The organism is Stutzerimonas stutzeri (assembly GCF_002909485.1).
In the GTDB taxonomy this organism is placed as follows: Bacteria; Pseudomonadota; Gammaproteobacteria; order Pseudomonadales; family Pseudomonadaceae; genus Stutzerimonas; species Stutzerimonas stutzeri_AH.
Map to the genome: position 1 here is coordinate 191,526 of NZ_PPXG01000004.1, position 18,332 is coordinate 209,857.

Here is an 18,332-nt window from a genome sequence, read left to right on the forward strand (position 1 = left end):
TATGTTGAAGCGAGCTGCTGGAAAAGTAGCTCGCGCAGATACCGCCTGCTGGCCTAGCCTATGCCTCCATTGTTCGATGCTCGGCCGCTTCATTTTGATGAATACCGAACCGTGCAAAAGCCTAAGCGCAGGTACTCTGCTTTTGAATACGCCTTTGGCAGAGTGGGATACGCCGTACGCTCTAATGAAGCCATAGGAACTCCTTTTCTGAGGAGTCAGAAAAGATAGTCCACGATCAGAGGCTGTGCGGTCGATTTGGTAAATTCTCTTGGCATCAACACGTTACGTGCGAAGTGAGTGAATTTTACTTATATCTCGGCATGACCCCTTACTCGGATCGCCCAGATATCTCTCAGTCGGAGCGGGATTTTCTGCCCGACCAATTTCCCTTTGTTCCAGGGCTGACGGCTCCAGGTAGCGATGATGTTCATGGCAAGTCCTCCACGTGTGGGAGGACAAGGATGGCTAGCCAGAGCAATGGTCGCTAACCGGCCAGAAGCTGACGTTCAAATTCGTCTAATAATTGCGTGTCAGTCATTACCGCCGGGCTGCGCCGGCAGATGGTTTGCGTGGCTAGGTGTTGTCAGGTAGGTTCGATCGAATCAGTGGGTCGAATAACAAGGGCAGCTATGGACTTCGCTAAGGCTTACAAGCAGTGCAGAAAATCGATGGCGCTGGGGCGAGGAATAAAAGCAGTAGAAGCTTGCTTACATCGAGGGAAGCATGAGTTTGATAGTTTGCAGGAAGCGAAGCTGAGCTGTTTTCGGGATATTCGCGGATATAAAATTGTTTCATCTGGTGAGTGTGCATTTTTTCCAAGAGATCTTTCGGAAATCAAAGTGGGCTCTGGGCTAGCTTGGTACAGAGATACGTTTGCGACTACTGAGATAGTACTCCCCCCATATCATAGCTTTGGATTTCTATCTGAATACGGCGGAAAAATCTCGAAAAGCAACAGTGAAGAGGAAAGGTACGCTCACGCGAATAATATGCTGTTGGAAATGTACACGCCCCCACGAATGGCCGACCTGATTTGTGGGGCATGGTCTCAGCGCATCACTTTTGCTCAGTATCAAGAACAGCTGATTGAGGCTGTAAAGGCATACTGTCTGGGTCTGTACGGCGTGGCAATTGTTGGAATTCTGCCTTGCATAGAAGGGTTCCTAAGAGAGCTTGGAAAGCACGTCTCTCTTCCAGTTAAGGATGCCGTGAATATAGAGACGCTTCTAAAGGTTTTTCATCGAATAAAGCAAGGTGAGTTGAAACGACTGGTCGCAGGTTATGATTGGTATCCAGACAAGGAATTAACGATAAACTATTTAAGTCGATATCATGAGCGAGTGCAGATGCTGGAGAGCATGGAAATGTACTTCCGTGGGTGTTTTTACGGTCATACAGAGTCGTTACCATCGCACTTTGTTTTAAATCGGCATGGGATTGCGCATGGATTCTTTAAAGGCTACGCAACACCGAGTAATTTCTTGCGGCTTTTTAATTTAATTAGCTTATTGTCGTTTGCAGCCATTCTTGTCGAAGGGCGCGGTAGCATGTTACAGCCGGGAGTTACCACTGATTCCGAAGCATTGGCATTGAATTTTACTAAATGCCTATTATCCCGACGATACGTTCAGCCGAATGCTCAATCGATTCTTCCATCCCCTATTATTTTGGGCTAGCCCTATACTCCACGGCACGCCCGCCGGCCGCGCATCGGGCAAGGATTCGGCCGGGCAAGGTGGTATTCAGATTTGCAGTCAGGTAGCGTCGCGCTCTTCCAAGGGAGGGGCGAGCGATGTGGACAAAGCATTACCGAGTGATGCGATCTGAGTTGGCCAAGTGCGAAAAAGCCAGGTCCGAACTGGAGAAGATGCACCCGCCCCACACCGTCCAACCGGAACAGGATGGACAGCTTCAGGACTATATTCAGAAGTCGGACAGTCTGTACGAATGGCGGCTGCTGATCTTGACCGAGTACTGGATGATAGAGGCAGACCGCCTCGGTGTCCCACTGCCTGATCGCGATGACAGGACTTTCTGGGGGCGAGTCGAATTTGATAGCGACCCGCGGGAGCCCAGGTATCTCACAGATGCTGGCATTCGCATTGTCAGGGCAGACATCCGCGAGGAGCGTAGGCAGCGCCGCGAGCCGGTAACCTTCTGGAGTAGCATCATGATTGGGGTAGTCGGCGCCCTGACCGGCCTAGCATCTGTCATACCGAACTGGTGGGCAGACTAGGGCGGCTATTGGCCGGTTAGCGACGGCCTGGCTTCGACCGTCGCTATGCATGGTCAAACCTCGGTCTGTTCCGCCATCTCTAGGGCATCATCGACCTCAATCCCCAGATATCGAACGGTGCTCTCCAGCTTCGTATGGCCGAGCAACAGTTGAACTGCCCGCAGGTTCTTCGTCCTGCGATAGATCAGCGATGCCTTCGTACGTCTTATTGTGTGAATGCCATACAGGGCTGGATCAGGGCCAATGGCTTTCACCCAACCTTTGACGATACGAGCGTATTGACGAGTGGATAGATGGTCTGAGATATGCAGCCGGCTCGGAAAAAGGCAATCCTCGCTGCGGGGCTGGGCATGATGTATGGCGATGTGCCGTTCCCTAAGATCAAATGGATTTTCCAGAATCTCAACAAAGCCGAGGTCCTGCTGACCTTCAATGTCGATTTTTTGGTTACGTATCTAGCCGACCGCCAAGCGAACCGGAAAGCCATTGCAAATATCGGCTTGGATCAGCATGTGCCATGGGACATGCTTAAACAGCTGAAGGCGCATCAGCCACGGAGCTGGCAATACCTGATCCAGCGCTATCTGTCCGAGGGGATCAAGCAGGAAAGCGGTGCCCAGTACATGACCGTCTTCTTCATTCGTCCGGCCGGCAGCAACCCGATGGCCTATTGGTTTATCCATCTGGCGAACAACTACCGCGCTAACGATGTGATGAAGAAGATCCACTGGAAATACGGCAACAACTTTTCCCATATGCTGTCGCCTTCCAGCTTTTTCAGCTACGACGCCAATCGGGATATCGCCGTGACAGGTCAGCACGATTTGCTGTTGGATGAGCATTATTTCGACGATGCTACCAATGACCGCATCCGAGGAGAACTTTCGGAGCTCTTGCCCAAACAGGTCTACGAGGTAGAACGGCAACCTTTTTTGGGCCTGATGAGCGGATTGACCAACTACACCATGGCTGACGAGCTTCGCGTAAAGCAGGCACTCGACATTGCTGTCGCGACCGGTGATCTGCTGGCGGTCGACAAGAACGGCAAAACAAGGCGTCGAAAAGGCACAAGCATCAAGTCGACAGATATCCTGATAGCGCCCCCGCAAAGACCCATCTTCTTCGTGCCACCTCTGAAGAAATCCAGTTCAGAAAACTGAGAGGGGCGGCATCGCTCTTCGGGTGGGCGGTTCGCCTCCAACGGTAGAGGTACCGGCATGATACAAGCAGTAGTTTTCGATGTGTTTGGCACGCTTCTCCAGATAGGTGAGCGCCGCCATCCTTTCCGCCAACTGATGCAGAACCTGCGGCTTCAGGGCAAAACACCAAGGCCGGATGACGCACGGACTCTGATGACTCGAAATCTGGGCTTGGCTGGAGCTGCCGATTATTTCGGTGCGCAGTTGAGCAACTCTGAGTTAGCTAGCCTTGAAAGCGACCTTTTCACCGAGCTGGCCAGCGTTCGCCTTTTCGATGATGCGTTGGAGTCGCTAAATCAGCTAAAGGACGCCGGCCTGAATCTCGCGTTGTGCTCCAATCTCGCAGCCCCATATGCGATTCCGGCCAAACTGTTACTGCCGTCGTTCGATGTTTACGGATGGAGCTTTGAGGTTGGGACAATAAAGCCTGAGCCCGCAATCTATCGTCAGATGATCGAACAGCTTGGCTGCGAAGCCTCCGCTATCGCAATGATCGGTGACACGTTGCAAGCCGATATGCTTGGTCCAATTGGGCAAGGCATGCGGGGCTACCACCTACAGCGTGAAGGAAAAGCCGATCAGTGCGGCTTCGTCTCGCTGATGGACTTTGCAGCCCACGTTCTGCAATACCCACCATCCGCCAACGGCTAAAGCGGCGTCGCCAGTTTTAGCTGACGCCGCTAGACCCGGATGGCTTACAGGCATGAAGACACCCTTTTTCTGTAACGGGAGCTCCTTCAACCCTTGAGCGCCAGAATACGCCGAGCGCCGTTGAGAACGATGAATCCCACGACGGTACCGATAATCAGGTCTGGGTAGTTGGACCCAGTCCAAGCGACGAGCGCTCCGGCGACTATGACGCCCATGTTGATGACCACATCATTGGCGGAGAATATCCAGCTCGCTTTCATGTGAGCACCACCTTCCCGGTGTTTGGAAATCAGCAGCAAACAACCCGTGTTGGCGAGCAATGCCAGGAACGCGACGGCCATCATTATCAGCGACTCGGGCTCGCTGCCGAATATAAAGCGTCTGATCACCTCTACGAGCACGCCGAGGGCCAAAATCAGCTGGAGCACACCAGCAAGGTGTGCAGCACGCACCTGCAGATTGACGCTGCGCCCAACCGCATAAAGGGCCAGGCCGTACACTGCCGCGTCAGCGAACATGTCGAGCGAATCGGCAATCAGACCCGCGGACCTGGCAATCAGGCCAGCAGTCATCTCTACCACGAACATGAAGGCGTTGATGCCTAACAGTAAACGTAGGGAGCGGGATTCCTGTGTAGAGTTCGCCGGATTCTCGGCGGCTTTGATCATCTCAGGGTCTGCCGCGACAGTTTTCTGAAGAGTGGCGCCTAGCCCTAACGTCGCCAGCTTTTTGGTTATGGGCTCAACGGCACTGTCATGCATGACATCTAACCGACGGTCCGACAGATCAAAAGTCAGCTTCCGAACTCCGTCCAAACCATTCAGCGCCAAGCGGATCATTCGCTCTTCTGATGGACAATCCATCTTGGGCACGGCGTAAACACTGACCCATTGCCCCGTCGTATCGGAAGGGTTTTGCATATCGGCATCAGCGGCTGGTGTCGCATCGCAGCCGCAGGGACCATCGGACTTGCTCATGATACGGCTCCACTTGAAATCGAAGATGGGATCATTAAAAGCCTTATAGCTACTATAAGGTCAATAACGCAGAGCCGATGAGGATTCACACGATGCGCATTGGTCAGTTAGCAAGGCTAATAGGGATTGATACACAGACGATCCGCTTCTATGAGCAGCAGGGCTTGTTGCCACCGCCTGATCGCCAGGCGAACGGCTATCGTGTCTACACCGAGAAGCATGGCGAGCGGCTAGCTTTCATCCGGCGCTGCCGAATCTTGAATCTGTCACTTCCAGAGATTCACGCACTCCAAAGCTACCAGGATGACCCTCGCCAGCCTTGTACGGCCGTCAATGCCTTACTCGATGATCACATTTCTCAAGTCAGATCCCAGATAACCGCTCTGCAATCACTCGAACGACAACTCGTTTCACTGCGGGCTAATTGCAACGATGGGCGGGAAGTTGAGGCTTGCGGCATTCTCGCCGGAATTAGCGAGGACGCATGCATTAAATGAACGGCGTTGGGGCTTGCGGGCCTGGTTACCCGGCCAACGCGCATGCCCTCGAAATGGTTGTTTGTCCCTGTGGTTTTTGCCCCTTCGTAGTGATGGCTGTCTCCGTGCGGTATCACTTTGAGTCAGGCCTGCCGAGGAAACGTGAGTTCAAACGTGGTCCGACCGTCTTTGCTGGCGACGGCCACGTGGCCTTTGTGGAGGTTCATCACTGAGCGGACAATCGCTAGCCCCAATCCTGCCCCGCGAGGTTGTATGCCGTTAACGCGGTAAAAGCGGTCGAACAGATGTGGGAGATGATCCGATTCGATAGTCGCGCCATGATTGGTGACAGCCAGCGAGACGATGTCTACGTCCTCCTCAAGGATCTTAAGTTCGACCGTACTGCCAGTATTTGAATGCCGCAGCGCGTTGGATAGCAGGTTGGAAATGGCCCGCTGGACCATAAGTCGATTTCCCAAAATCATGGCATCGCCCGTTACTGTCGTAGCGACTCCCGCTTCTTCGGCAAGGACTTCGAAGTATTCACATACGCGCCTCGCCTCGCTTCCTAAAGATAATTGTTCGAGCTTCAGTGCTGGGCTGGCGTGGCTGGCCTGGGCGAGAAACAGCATGTCTGACACGATTCGATCCATGCGTTCGAGTTCTTCAACCGACGACTCGATCACCTCCCGATAATGCTCCTTGCTTCGCTCACGCACCAAAGTCACCTGCGCCTTGCCTATCAGGTTGTTCAGCGGAGTTTTTAACTCATGAGCCACATCGTCCGAGAATTGTGACAGTTGCTGAACGCCGTCATCGAGTCGATGAAGCATTACGTTGAGGCTGTGCGCCAATGCCTGGAGCTCTTGCGGAAGCCGATCGGTGCGGATTCGAGGTGATAGATCCTGTGTAGATACCTTAGTCGCCAAGGCCCGGAACTTGCGAAGCGGCCGCAAGCCATTTTGGGCGATTAGCCATCCAGCCAATCCGATCAATATCAGTAGCATCGGCACGGTCACTAAGGCCGAGCGCAGGAATGCAGCCACCAGCCGTTGATCGGCACTGCGATCTTGCGAAAGTAAAAGCGTCATTGGAGCCAGTCCCGGGACTTGGATTTGCTTGCGCCCGGTTAGCATCTGCACGCCATCTTTCGTTGTCCAGCCAAGATAGTCGCCGTCCCTGCTCACGAGATCCAGCTGCTGCGGCGCATTGGCGAATCGGCCGATACTGAAAATGGGTGATTTCGCTGTATCGCCGATGACCGTAATCGAAAGGTTGTCATGGCCGAGTACGGTATCGCTCAATGCGTGTTGCCAGGAGCGGCCCATACGGGCTTTGGTGTCTTCGAGGAGTCCATGATCGATCTGAGAGAGCTTGGCCGTCACTTCCTCCTGGGCGCGCAGTTCCAGTTGGCGCACCAGTACCCAGTAGCTCAGTGCAATCAGCAGCGCGACCAAAGCGGCGCCGGTCAGTGTGATTTGAAGCGCGAGACGCGATGCGAGGCTGAGTGGCTTCAAGGCCGCGCCTCCAGCACGTAGCCCACACCCCGGATGGTGTGTATCAGGCGATCGCCGAAGGGTTCGTCCACTTTCATCCGCAGGCGACGAATCGCAACATCCACCACATTGGTATCGCAGTCGAAATTGATGTCCCACACCATGGCAGTTATTTCCGTACGCGTGAGGACTTCGCCAGTCCGGCGCATGAGCAGATGCAATAACGCAAATTCTTTGCTGGTGAGGTCGATACGCTGACCGCTCCGGTAAGCCCTATGCCGGGCCGGGTCCAGTTCGAGGTCGGCTACACGCAGGTTGCTCGGAAGTGTGACTGCCTCGCCTCGCCGCAACAGTGTCCGGATACGGGCAAGCAGCTCGGGGAACTGGAACGGCTTGACCAGATAGTCGTCGGCGCCCGATTCCAAGCCGCGGACTTTTTGCTCTAAGCGGCCATTGGCAGTCAGCATGATGACGCGTGTCTGCTTACGCCGCCTGATGAGTTCGAGAACCTCCCACCCATCCATGGTTGGCAGATTCACATCTAGCAGCACGATGTCATAGTCGTTCTGCAGTGCCAGGTGAAACCCATCGAGGCCATCACTTACGCAATCGACCAAGTAACCACATTCGATAAGACCCTGCTGCAAGTATTCCGCAGCTTTGATCTCGTCTTCGACAACCAGGATGCGCATGTTTTGAGGTAACTCGGCAAGGAGGTGCGCGGTAAGCGGAACCAAAAAAATCCATGTAGTAACTAGGTCAAGACGAAAGCGGCTTGGCTCTAGCGTGAAAGGCAGAGGCGAAAAGATCTGCCCAGGGAAGCGGGAAGCACTTTAACGCGGTAAAAGCCCTGTGAGGGCTATCTTGCGAATTTGTAATCTACCGGTCATTTGGTTGACCCGCAGCGCGAGCGGGTGCACCAAACGAAAAAAGGCGCCCTGATGGGCGCCTGAAACACATCTTCAAACCAAGGGAGCAAAACTAAAGAAGATGTGGTGTTGCTCATGGTGTTTCACAAGATCGAGAGAGGGTACTCGGCGATGAATCGGACCTCATCGAGGTCGGACTCGAAAGCAGTCGCCCGCGTGGTAGCCTGGCGCACCCGCAGAGACAAATCCTTGAGAGAGCCAGTCTGTACAACGTAGCGGGCTTCGACGTCGCGTTCCCAGCGGTTCTGTCCCGTCAGCGGCGCACCGTTATCGTCTTGGCGCATGTACACCTCGTTCGCGTTGCTGTAATCGGCGCCCCAACCGCGGGCGTAGCGGGTCATGAAAGTAAGCCCGGGTATGCCGTACTCCGCCATGTTCAGGTCGTAGCGCAGCATCCAGGACTGCTCTTTAGGTGAGTTGAAATCACTGTACTGAATGGAGTTGTTCAGGTAGATCGAGTCCGCCTGGCGCAAGTAGTCAAAGTCGTTGTTACCGTTGTTTCGCTGATACGACGCCGTGACGGTGTGCGCGCCGAAGGCGACACCCAGGCTGGAGCTCCAGATGTTGTTGTTGAACTCGCCCAGCAACTCACGGCCTTCGTCGGTTGCCTTGTAATAGTTGAAGCTGGCCAGCAGCGCGACGATATCGGAGAGCGGATAGGTGGCCGACGCACCGAAGTAATGCTGGTTCCAGGCATCTTTGAGGCGGCTGGTGTACAGGCTAAGACTGATATTTTCATTCACGCTGTAGTCACCGCCTGCGTAGCCGAGCCAAGGCGCGTCTACGCCCCCGCCGTAGAAGGTGACGAAGTCTTCGTTCATGTTACTGGTGTTGGGCTGGCTCATCGCGTGCAAGCGGCCTCCCTGAAGGGTGAGGTCGTCCAGCGAGTTGTTCACAACGGTGACACCCTTGAAAGACTCCGGCAGCAGCCGAGAGTCGCCGAAGTGCACGACAGGTGTAGTGGGAAATACATCGCCGGCCTTGATCTCGGTGTCCAGCAAGCGTGCTTTCACCGCGCCCCCCACCCGTGTGAAGTCATCCTCAGGATCGCCAGCGCTGTCGTGGGGAAGCAGGTCGATGCTGCCGCCCACACCGGAGCGCCCCGAACCGGAGTCGAGCTTGAGGCCGAGCATGGCGAAAGCGTCGAAGCCAATCCCTACCGAGCCTTGGGTATATCCGGACTCGAAGAAGGCCATCAATCCGTGGGCCCATTCCTCGGAGTAGCCATTGCCGGCGGCACTCTCACCGTCGCGAAAATCCCGATTGAAATAGAAGTTGCGATTTATCAGCGATAGCGTGCTGCCTTCGATGAAGCCCTCGGCTGTTTCCGATTGGGCAAAGACCGGGGCGCTGCCCAATGCCAGTGAAAGGGCTGTCAGCGAAAAAACGGCCTTTTTGCTCATGATGATGCTCCTTATGTACGGCAGGTCAGTGCTCGAATGACGCCTTTCGCCTTTTTGTTTTTAGCGCTTGGCCATGTTCTTCCCCTAGAGATGACGGCAGGATTAGCGGCAAATGACTATTTTGTAATCTGAGGAAGCCCAATCGCGCACTCCTTCGATTACAGATTTGTAATGTTGCGGTCACCAGGTCGTTATCCACACTTATTTAAAGTCACCACCCCATAGCCATCAGCTATCTCGCCGGCTTGGCAAGGCTGATAAAAACGCTTTCGTGTATTTGTCTACTAAATTCAGGGCGAATCACTATCGCAGTAGAGGCGCATGTGTTTCGCGTCTTGGCGGGGGTAGTTCTTATGATTGGATTCGACATCTAAACCAGGAAGTCATCGTTTTGCCTTGGATGAGAAAAATAGTTTTGCTGATGTTGCTAGCCTTGTTCCCATTGCAATCATCATGGGCAGTTGTTAGCACGAGCTGCAGTCATGAGGATGGTTCGGCAGCAAATCATCTTGGACATCACGAACATCCGCACGAGTCTCTGGGTACTGACGAGGAAGGATCGTCAAAAGCCGCAAAAAAAATCAGTCTGGATGGAGACTGTGTCTTTCATGGCGACCATATCAAGCCGCTTATAACGAAAGGGATCTGTCCTGGTTCGGTATTATCAATGAGCTTGAAACCGTTTCCTTCTGCTAGCTACGCATCGGCTGAAGCGGGGCGTCCTGAGAAACCTAATTGGCGCATCGGTGCAAAACCGGTGGGACGCCAAAGTAACCAGTAAGCGCCATTTATCTGTATCTGACGTCTCACCGAACCTTCCCTTTTTTTAGGAGATTTCGGTGCGAAAAGCTCTTTTCTCGCTGGGGTTGACGACGTTGTCGTGCAATCTCGCCTTTGCGCAACCCTTAGAGTTGCCGACCTTCACACAGACCTTACCTGTCGGTGTGTCAAATACATTCCCCGTTGAGTCTGTCGAATCCATAAGCTTTCTACGCGCCTTGGAACTCGCTAGCTCTGCAAGCCCTGAACTGGCTGTTGCAAGACGTGAGCTGGCTGCTTCTCGCGCATTAATTAGCCAAGCCGGAGCACGTCCGAATCCAATATTGTCCGCTAGCCAGGAGGGAATCCGGGGCGATGCCCCGGAGACCACGCTTGAACTGAGCCAAGAAATAGAGCTGGGTGGTAAACGTTCGGCTCGTATTGAGGCGGCGCAACGAGCCTTGGACGTAGCAGCTGCTGACCTACAGGACGCCCAAGCTCGACTGAGGGGGGCAGTGATGGGCGCGTACTACGATGTGCTTACTGCTCAAGAACGGCTGGACCTCGCTCAGGCTGCTTCAAAGCTTGCGAAGCAAGCAGTGAACGTGGCCAATCGACGTGTGAGGGCCGGCATGGTTTCTCCCGTAGAGGAAACCCGGGCGCGGGTTGCGGCTACTGGAGTGCAAGTAGAGCTTGCCCAGGCCACAGCTGAACTCGAAGCTGCGCGCACTCGGCTGGCGGCCAACTGGGGAAATCCACAGCCACGCTTTGAGCGAGTAAAAGAGCCGGCAGAGGCAGTGCCTCCTCTTCCCGAGCTAGCTGAGCTTTATAGCCGTTTGAACGATTCCGCCCAACTAACCCGCGCGCGTCGGGAGGCTGAAAGACGTCGGGCTGCGTTAAAGCTGGAAAGGACGAATCGCTTTTCTAACGTGACGGTTAGCGTAGGTGCCCAACGCTCAGATGAATATAACGGCACGCTGGGATTGGTGAGTATCTCGATGCCCCTGCCGTTGTTTGATCGAAACCAAGGCAACATCGGAGCAGCGCAGGAACGGGCCTACCAGGCGCAGGACGAGCTCAACGCCGTCCATATACGCCTGAAAAGCGAACTTTCCCAAGCGCACATGCGGCTGCGCACTGCTCGCCAGCAGTTTGAACTGTTGCGCAACGATATGCTCCCCAGTGCCCAAAGCGCTTATGAAGCTGCCAGCAAGGGGTTCGAACTTGGAAAATTCACGTTCCTTGACGTACTGGATGCTCAACGCACGCTTTTCCAAGCCCGATCTCAGTACCTGTCTGCGCTATCACAAGCTAACCAGGCGGCGGCAGAAATCTCGCGAATTGTCGGAGATGGGTCGGCCGTTATCACCTCGGCCACTCAGCCATAGGAATCCATATGAAAAGTAAATCGAATACATCTTCCTTGGCTGGTCACAAGAAGCAGATTTTTTGGATCGTCGTCATATTAAGCGTGGCACTTATGCTTGGCGGATTGCTTCTTCGCAGTAGTCCAGCTGTGCCCGATGCGGGCGACGCACATAGCGAGCATGGTGACGAATCGGAGCATGAGGATGAAGGGCATTCGGATGAGGATGCAGAAGCCGAAGGAGATCATGGCCATGATGAAGGAGGCGCCGATAGCGATCACGAGGTCGGTGCGGCAGAGAAAGATGAGCATGAAGATGAGCCCGAGGGAGCGGAGCATACTGAAACAGCAGAGGTAGAACTCTCAGAGACACAAATCCTAGCCGCCGGCATCTCACTGGCAACTGCTCAGCCCGCAAAGATAAAAAGCGCAATTGAGCTGCCTGGCGAAATTACATTCAACCAAGACCGCACAGCGCAAGTTGTGCCTCGTCTCTCAGGTGTCGTTGAAGCGGTCAAAGTCGATTTGGGCGAACAGGTGAAACAGGGGCAAGTACTTGCTGTGATCGCGAGTACAGACCTGTCGGAACGTAGAAGCGAGTTCTACGCGGCGCAAAAACGTCTTGCATTGGCTCAAAAAACCTATCGACGCGAAAAGGAGCTATGGGAAGAGCGTATTTCTGCGGAACAGGATTATTTACAGGCACAACAGGCTTTACGGGAAGCAGAGCTGACTGTTGCGAATGCAAACGCACAGCTACAAGCGCTTGGCAGTGATGCTGGCAAGCCAGACGCATTGAGCCGCTACGAACTCAGGGCGCCGTTCGATGGGATGATCGTTGAGAAGGACATCACGCTCGGTGAGTCAGTCAATACCGATGACCAGATATTCATCATTTCCGATCTCTCCACCGTGTGGGCAGATATCAGCGTTCCTGCCAATGCACTCAGCGCGGTACGAGTAGGCAGCAATGCCGTTATCGAGGCCACAGCATTCGAGTCCAGTGCCAATGGAACCGTTTCTTATGTCGGCTCACTTGTTGGTCAGCAAAGCCGCGCCGCTACCGCCCGGGTCACACTTCCCAACCCTGAAGGGGTTTGGCGCCCCGGCCTGTTCGTCAAAGTGCAGGTAGGCGCTGGCGAAGCATCCGTGCCAGTCGCAGTAAGTCCTGATGCGATCCACACATTGGAAGAAAAGCCGGTGGTGTTTGTACGGACCGACCATGGCTTTGCTGCTCAGCCAATCGTGAGTGGCCGCAGCGATAGTGACGCGGTCGAAATCAAGGAAGGCCTCCAGCCCGGAGCGCGCTATGCCTTGGATAACAGCTTCATCATCAAGTCCGAGCTTGGCAAAGCCAGCGCCTCGCATGCTCACTGATACGGAGTTATAGAATCGTGTTCGAACGTATCATTCGTTTTTCTATCGAGCATCGCTGGTTGGTTATGCTAGCCGTGCTTGGCATGGCAGCGTTAGGAGCTTACAGCTACCAAAAGCTGCCTATCGATGCTGTCCCGGATATCACCAACGTACAGGTGCAAATCAACACTGCGGCGCCAGGTTATTCCCCGCTGGAAGTGGAGCAGCGTATTACCTACCCGCTCGAGACGGTAATGGCTGGGCTGCCCAAGCTCGAGCAGACACGATCCTTGTCTCGATATGGACTTTCTCAGATCACAGTTATTTTTGAGGAAGGCACTGACATCTATTTTGCCCGCCAACTTGTGAACGAGCGCCTGGGAGGGGCCAAAGATCAGCTCCCAGATGGCGTCACTCCAACACTTGGCCCTATTTCCACTGGGCTTGGCGAAATCTATTTTTGGACGGTTGAAGCTGAGGAAGGTGCCACCAAATCGGACGGTACGCCGTATACCCCTGCTGACTTGCGTGAGATTCAAGATTGGATCATCAAACCGCAAGTCCGAAATGTACCTGGTGTTACTGAGATCAATACGATCGGAGGATATGCAAAGGAATATCAGATCGCCCCCAACCCAGACACTTTGCGGTCGTTTGGACTAACACTACAAGATTTGATCGAGGCGGTTGAGCAAAACAATAACAATCTAGGTGCCGGATATATTGAAAAGCGCGGCGAGCAGTATCTTGTTCGCGCTCCAGGACAAATGCAGTCTGTGGAGGACATCCGCGATACCCTTATTAGCAACGTTGACGGTACCCCAGTGCGTATCCGCGACGTTGCGACGGTCGAGGTTGGAAAGGAGCTCCGCACTGGCGCAGCCACCGAGAATGGCCGCGAAGTGGTACTAGGTACGGCCTTCATGCTTATCGGTGAAAATAGCCGAGTAGTTTCAAGGGCTGTCGACGACAAGATGAAAGAGATAAACCTTTCGCTTCCGGAAGGCGTAAAGGCAATTACTGTCTACGATCGAACTGTACTCGTAGACAAAGCTATATCCACCGTTAAGAAGAACCTCACTGAGGGTGCCATTCTTGTTGTGGTTATACTTTTTCTCTTCTTAGGCAATATCCGGGCGGCGATCCTAACCGCGCTTGTGATACCGCTTTCTATGCTCTTCACGTTCACCGGCATGGTAGCCAATCAGGTCAGCGCCAACCTGATGAGCCTAGGCGCATTGGATTTCGGCATCATTATCGATGGAGCCGTGGTGATTGTTGAGAACTGCGTGCGTCGACTTGCACACGCTCAGTCCCATCACGGACGGGCATTAACACTGTCCGAACGGCTTCATGAAGTATTCGCTGCGGCAAAGGAAGTGCGTCGGCCTCTATTGTATGGGCAGCTGATCATTATGATCGTGTATCTGCCGATATTCGCCCTTACAGGGGTAGAAGGTAAGATGTTCACGCCCATGGCGTTTACCGTAGTGACAGCGCTATTCGGGGCGATAATCCTTTCGGTGACGTTCGTCCCGGCGGCCGTTGCGCTCTTTATCGGTAAGCGGGTTACGGAAAAGGAAAACTTTCTAATCCGCAATGCTAAACGGGCCTACGCACCTGCGCTCGATGCGGTAATGGCCAACAAGCCAGCAGTGCTCACCTTTGCGGTAGTTGTAGTCATACTTTCTGGCCTCGTAGGGTCACGTATGGGCAGTGAATTCGTGCCTAGCCTCAACGAGGGAGACTTCGCTATCCAAGCCCTTCGTGTACCAGCTACCAGTCTTAGTCAGTCTGTAGAGATGCAGCAGCAGCTGGAGCGAAAGCTTATGGATGAGTTTCCGGAGATTGAACGCATATTTGCGCGAACTGGCACTGCGGAAGTGGCATCGGATGCTATGCCTCCAAATATCTCTGACGGGTACGTCATGCTGAAGCCACAAGAACAGTGGCCGGATCCAGGCAAGTCGCGTAATCAGCTCTTAAGCGAGGTGCAAGCATCCGCCGCTGAGTTGCCGGGCAATAACTACGAGTTTTCCCAGCCGATTCAGCTGCGTTTCAACGAGCTGATTTCCGGAGTTCGTGCCGCGGTAGCCGTGAAAATCTATGGTGATGACATGGACGTTCTTAACAGCACGGCGGCGGAAGTATCCGAGGTGCTAGGACAAGTACCAGGCGCTTCAGAGGTTACGGTCGAGCAGACGACTGGCCTTCCCATGCTCACGATTGATATCGATCGCGATCAGATCGCACGATACGGCCTGAGTCTAGATACCGTCCAGCAAGCGGTTGCAGTAGCTATCGGTGGCCGAGAGGCAGGCACCTTGTTTCAAGGAGATCGGCGTTTCGATATCGTGGTTCGTTTACCGGACGAGATACGCAGCGATCTCGCCGCAATTGAGCGGCTTCCAATTGCCCTTCCAAGGGAATTAAACAGCACCATAAGTTATATCCCCCTCGGCGAGGTGGCCACCCTGGATTTGGCCCCCGGTCCGAATCAGATCAGTAGAGAAGAAGGGAAACGGCGAATTGTCGTCAGTGCAAACGTCCGTGGTCGTGACATTGGATCATTCGTATCTGAGGCAGAACAGAAAATCCAGGCCCAGGTAGATATCCCGGCAGGTTATTGGATCGACTGGGGCGGTACCTTTGAGCAGCTTGAATCGGCAACGAAGCGGCTGCAGATTGTCGTCCCCGTGGCGCTGCTCCTGGTCTTCATTCTGCTTTTCATGATGTTCAACAATGTCAAAGACGGTTTGTTGGTCTTTACAGGGATTCCATTTGCGCTCACCGGAGGCATTGTTGCGCTGTGGCTCAGAGATATCCCATTGTCCATTTCAGCAGGTGTTGGCTTTATTGCTCTGTCAGGCGTCGCCGTTCTAAATGGCCTGGTAATGATCTCCTTCATCCGTAGCCTACGGGAGCAAGGTTTACCTCTGGACACTGCGATCCGCGAAGGTGCCCTTACCCGGCTACGACCGGTATTGATGACAGCCTTAGTGGCTTCACTCGGGTTCGTTCCAATGGCCTTGAATGTGGGTACCGGTGCAGAGGTACAACGTCCCCTTGCGACGGTGGTGATCGGGGGGATTCTCTCCTCAACGGTGCTAACGCTATTAGTTTTGCCGTTGCTCTACCAGATGGCTCATCGACGCGAAGACGAATTGGAGGAGCAAGAAATCGCGTTGGCCGCTGACAGAACAAGCTAGAGATTGGATGGCGGCACACAACGCCCCGTTCTTGCTAGCTAGCGAGAACGGGGCGCGTTAATTATCGGAGCGCAGTTTCATTAGCGGCGCAGCGGACAGCACAGCCTTTGTGGCGCAGTCTGATGCATCTAAGCGGTAAATAAAAAATTGCTCAGCGCTTAGTGCGTATGACTTTCGCTACATACGCGTCCTTGACCTGATGGCTTTCACCCACGGTGAGCTGACGAAGGATTATGCAAACAGCGACTGACCTGCCCCGGTCGGCAGCAAAGGGCGATAGCTACGACAAAGCCCTGGCTGGAACGATCAGCGGGCTGTGCAAGGCCGAGCTGACACCGTCAATCATGGGCGAACCGTGAGGCCTTTGAGATAGCGACCCAGACATGGGTGCGCTGTACGCCACAGCGTCTGTTCAGCTCACTCGGACATGATCCTTGCGAAGGCTAATAACAACAGATCAGGCAATGGCGGCCTGACTTAAACGAAACGGCTTATATAAATTCCGGGCGATTCGCTGGTAGCGATGTTGCGGGCAAGTTATGGAAACAAAAAAGCGCCCCGAAGGGCGCTTAGAGTGCAACTGCTTCCAAAGGAGATTGGAAGCTGCAGGAGGCGAATATCGTTCAGATATGAAGCGGTTAGTCAGCTTTGGTTTCTTTCTTGCTTTCCGTATTGTTCTGATCTTGGCGGGTATCCTTAATCTGTAATTCGTCTATTTTTCGTTTGGCGGATTCGGTTCCGTGAATTCGTTTTTGATCTGCTCGGAATTTTTCATTAAATTTAATTGAGCGGTCGTAACCATCTTCTGCATAAGACAATGCGGAGCCGCAGATTACCAAACCAACAACAATAGCTTTCAACAGATTCATAGGGCAGTCCTCGCTAAATTCAAAGGTGGCTTGCTGAGCTTTCTCGCTGAGCCCTGCAGGTTCGAATGAATTTTGCGTGATTGAAGTTAACAGCAGCATGAGCCAAGCATTACATTATTGAAATGTAATGCTTCCATTGCGCGGTGACATGAGCGCCTTGCTTCGTCATGTCAGCACCGAGGCGCACCAATCTGCAAGGGCCTATCCTACGAAAAGAATGATTGGAAGATTACAATTTTGTCATCTTCGGATTGACGCCGCATCATCTATCATTAGCGAGCAACGTCGTTTAACGTTTGAGAGGGATCGGCCAGTTATCGGCAAGTTTCAGACGATAATGCACGAACTCGCTTGAGAGTGGTCGCATTTCTGTCAGTGTGGTTTGGAAGGCCAGATGGTATTGGTGCTAGTATTATCTATTACTTTTTTGGGCTCCCTATCCTTGTCTTATGTTATTTAAGGACGGTTAAAAACCAATGGCTCACGAACATAACCATAACACCGAAGCCATAGGCGATAAGCGTTTAATCGCTGCCATTGGCGTTAATACTGTGCTAACTCTGGCACAAGTTGTTGGAGGAATACTTTCTGGCAGTTTATCGCTCATAGCTGACGCGCTACATAACTTGAGCGATGCCGCATCACTGGTTATTGCGCTCATCGCACGTAAAATCGGTCGCAAACCGCCAGATGCTTTTAAAACCTTCGGCTACCGACGCAGTGAAACCATAGCGGCTTTGATTAACTTGGTCACGCTGATTATCGTTGGTCTCTACCTCATCTACGAAGCTATAGGTCGGTTTTTTGCCCCACAGCCCATTGAAGGATGGACAGTGGTCGTGGTGGCGGGAATAGCCTTGATTGTAGATGTCGTCACGGCCTTGCTCACCTACACAATGTCTAAGAATAGCATGAATATAAAGGCGGCATTCTTGCACAATGTGTCGGATGCGCTGGCCTCCGTCGGTGTTATTATTGCCGGAACATTAATCCTTCTGTATGACTGGTATTGGACAGATACTGTACTGACGCTGATGATTGCTGGTTACGTGCTATGGCAGGGCTTTAGCATGCTACCTAAAACCATTCACTTGTTAATGGAGGGCGCACCAGAAGGAGTTTCCATCACTGATATAATCAATGTCATGGAGCAAGTGGACGACGTTGTGAGTGTTCACCACGTACATGTCTGGGAAATTGCCGAACATTCAACTGCATTGGAAGCTCACGTTGTCATCAAGAAGGCTAGCCTGCCCGAAATTGAACGAGTGAAGACTGATTTAAAACGTGTACTTCATGAGCGATTCAAAGTCAGCCACTCGACACTTGAAATGGAGCTAGACGGCAGTGTTTGTATCGACACCAGGCAGGCCGACAGTCATCGCAGCGAAGCATAAGCCTGCTTT

At 53.3% G+C, this 18,332-nt stretch carries 13 protein-coding genes and 3 pseudogenes; 9 read left to right on the forward strand and 7 right to left on the reverse strand.

What is annotated here, in order from left to right; translation table 11 throughout:
- Positions 1-326 precede the first annotated feature (326 nt).
- Positions 327-431, reverse strand: a pseudogene (locus CXK91_RS11275) (integrase); the annotation flags it as partial.
- Between the two features lie 198 nt (positions 432-629).
- Here CXK91_RS11275 and CXK91_RS22595 point away from each other — a divergent pair.
- Positions 630-1,676 carry a hypothetical protein gene (locus CXK91_RS22595; protein ID WP_015275572.1) on the forward strand — a complete coding sequence of 349 codons (1,047 nt, stop codon included), beginning with the start codon at positions 630-632 and terminating at the stop codon, positions 1,674-1,676.
- A gap of 613 nt (positions 1,677-2,289) precedes the next feature.
- Here CXK91_RS22595 and CXK91_RS11285 read toward each other — a convergent pair.
- Positions 2,290-2,595 (reverse strand): annotated as a pseudogene (locus CXK91_RS11285) (tyrosine-type recombinase/integrase); the annotation flags it as partial.
- Between CXK91_RS11285 and tcmP the strand changes: the two are divergent.
- Both tcmP and CXK91_RS11295 read left to right on the forward strand, forming a co-directional pair.
- A pseudogene (tcmP, locus tag CXK91_RS11290) lies at positions 2,593-3,396 on the forward strand (three-Cys-motif partner protein TcmP); the annotation flags it as partial. The pseudogenes CXK91_RS11285 and tcmP overlap by 3 nt on opposite strands.
- Positions 3,397-3,453: 57 nt before the next feature.
- Positions 3,454-4,086, forward strand: coding sequence for an HAD family hydrolase (locus CXK91_RS11295; protein ID WP_003292660.1), 633 nt, complete (start codon positions 3,454-3,456; stop codon positions 4,084-4,086).
- An 86-nt stretch (positions 4,087-4,172) separates the two neighbouring features.
- Here CXK91_RS11295 and CXK91_RS11300 read toward each other — a convergent pair whose 3' ends face one another.
- A complete protein-coding gene (locus tag CXK91_RS11300) occupies positions 4,173-5,063 on the reverse strand; it encodes a cation transporter (protein ID WP_003292661.1) in 891 nt (296 codons plus the stop codon).
- Positions 5,064-5,155: 92 nt separating this feature from the next.
- Here CXK91_RS11300 and cadR point away from each other — a divergent pair, with 92 nt between their 5' ends.
- Positions 5,156-5,560, forward strand: a complete 405-nt coding sequence (gene cadR, locus CXK91_RS11305) for a Cd(II)/Pb(II)-responsive transcriptional regulator (protein WP_003292662.1) — start codon at positions 5,156-5,158, stop codon at positions 5,558-5,560.
- A gap of 122 nt (positions 5,561-5,682) precedes the next feature.
- Here the strand turns inward: cadR and CXK91_RS11310 are convergent, their stop codons facing one another.
- The 3 genes from CXK91_RS11310 to CXK91_RS11320 form a co-directional block, all read right to left on the reverse strand.
- Positions 5,683-7,056 carry a heavy metal sensor histidine kinase gene (locus tag CXK91_RS11310; RefSeq protein WP_003292663.1) on the reverse strand — a complete coding sequence of 458 codons (1,374 nt, stop codon included), beginning with the start codon at positions 7,054-7,056 and terminating at the stop codon, positions 5,683-5,685.
- Positions 7,053-7,727: a heavy metal response regulator transcription factor gene (locus CXK91_RS11315; RefSeq protein ID WP_008569962.1), complete on the reverse strand. Its 675-nt coding sequence runs from the start codon at positions 7,725-7,727 to the stop codon at positions 7,053-7,055. Before CXK91_RS11315 ends, CXK91_RS11310 begins: the two co-directional genes overlap by 4 nt.
- Positions 7,728-8,047: 320 nt before the next feature.
- The gene (locus CXK91_RS11320) at positions 8,048-9,367 is read right to left on the reverse strand and encodes an OprD family porin (RefSeq protein WP_014822255.1); all 1,320 of its coding nucleotides are present in this window, start codon (positions 9,365-9,367) and stop codon (positions 8,048-8,050) included.
- A gap of 839 nt (positions 9,368-10,206) precedes the next feature.
- Between CXK91_RS11320 and CXK91_RS11325 the strand changes: the two genes are divergently transcribed.
- From CXK91_RS11325 to CXK91_RS22600, 4 genes are all read left to right on the forward strand, one after another.
- Entirely contained in the window at positions 10,207-11,514 is a 1,308-nt protein-coding gene (locus CXK91_RS11325) for a TolC family protein (RefSeq protein WP_008569960.1), read from the forward strand.
- A gap of 8 nt (positions 11,515-11,522) precedes the next feature.
- Positions 11,523-12,869 carry an efflux RND transporter periplasmic adaptor subunit gene (locus CXK91_RS11330; protein ID WP_015275575.1) on the forward strand — a complete coding sequence of 449 codons (1,347 nt, stop codon included), beginning with the start codon at positions 11,523-11,525 and terminating at the stop codon, positions 12,867-12,869.
- A 17-nt stretch (positions 12,870-12,886) separates the two neighbouring features.
- Positions 12,887-16,057: a CusA/CzcA family heavy metal efflux RND transporter gene (locus CXK91_RS11335; protein ID WP_015275576.1), complete on the forward strand. Its 3,171-nt coding sequence runs from the start codon at positions 12,887-12,889 to the stop codon at positions 16,055-16,057.
- 233 nt (positions 16,058-16,290) lie between these two features.
- Positions 16,291-16,416 carry a hypothetical protein gene (locus CXK91_RS22600; RefSeq protein WP_023444716.1) on the forward strand — a complete coding sequence of 42 codons (126 nt, stop codon included), beginning with the start codon at positions 16,291-16,293 and terminating at the stop codon, positions 16,414-16,416.
- Between the two features lie 279 nt (positions 16,417-16,695).
- Here CXK91_RS22600 and CXK91_RS11340 read toward each other — a convergent pair whose 3' ends face one another.
- Positions 16,696-17,025 carry a hypothetical protein gene (locus CXK91_RS11340; RefSeq protein WP_023444715.1) on the reverse strand — a complete coding sequence of 110 codons (330 nt, stop codon included), beginning with the start codon at positions 17,023-17,025 and terminating at the stop codon, positions 16,696-16,698.
- A 377-nt stretch (positions 17,026-17,402) separates the two neighbouring features.
- On the opposite strand from CXK91_RS11340, the gene CXK91_RS11345 reads away from it, so the two are divergent.
- Positions 17,403-18,323, forward strand: coding sequence for a cation diffusion facilitator family transporter (locus CXK91_RS11345; RefSeq protein ID WP_008569956.1), 921 nt, complete (start codon positions 17,403-17,405; stop codon positions 18,321-18,323).
- Positions 18,324-18,332: the final 9 nt, after the last annotated feature.

Excerpts from the sequence above, each read along its gene's own strand:
- CXK91_RS11345 (WP_008569956.1), top strand. The coding sequence starts at position 17,403 with ATGGCTCACGAACATAACCATAACACCGAAGCCATAGGCGATAAGCGT.
- CXK91_RS22595 (WP_015275572.1), top strand. The coding sequence starts at position 630 with ATGGACTTCGCTAAGGCTTACAAGCAGTGCAGAAAATCGATGGCGCTG.
- CXK91_RS11315 (WP_008569962.1), bottom strand. The coding sequence starts at position 7,727 with ATGCGCATCCTGGTTGTCGAAGACGAGATCAAAGCTGCGGAATACTTG.
- cadR (WP_003292662.1), top strand. The coding sequence starts at position 5,156 with ATGCGCATTGGTCAGTTAGCAAGGCTAATAGGGATTGATACACAGACG.
- CXK91_RS11300 (WP_003292661.1), bottom strand. The coding sequence starts at position 5,063 with ATGAGCAAGTCCGATGGTCCCTGCGGCTGCGATGCGACACCAGCCGCT.
- CXK91_RS22600 (WP_023444716.1), top strand. The coding sequence starts at position 16,291 with ATGCAAACAGCGACTGACCTGCCCCGGTCGGCAGCAAAGGGCGATAGC.
- CXK91_RS11340 (WP_023444715.1), bottom strand. The coding sequence starts at position 17,025 with ATGCTGCTGTTAACTTCAATCACGCAAAATTCATTCGAACCTGCAGGG.
- CXK91_RS11330 (WP_015275575.1), top strand. The coding sequence starts at position 11,523 with ATGAAAAGTAAATCGAATACATCTTCCTTGGCTGGTCACAAGAAGCAG.
- CXK91_RS11295 (WP_003292660.1), top strand. The coding sequence starts at position 3,454 with ATGATACAAGCAGTAGTTTTCGATGTGTTTGGCACGCTTCTCCAGATA.
- CXK91_RS11320 (WP_014822255.1), bottom strand. The coding sequence starts at position 9,367 with ATGAGCAAAAAGGCCGTTTTTTCGCTGACAGCCCTTTCACTGGCATTG.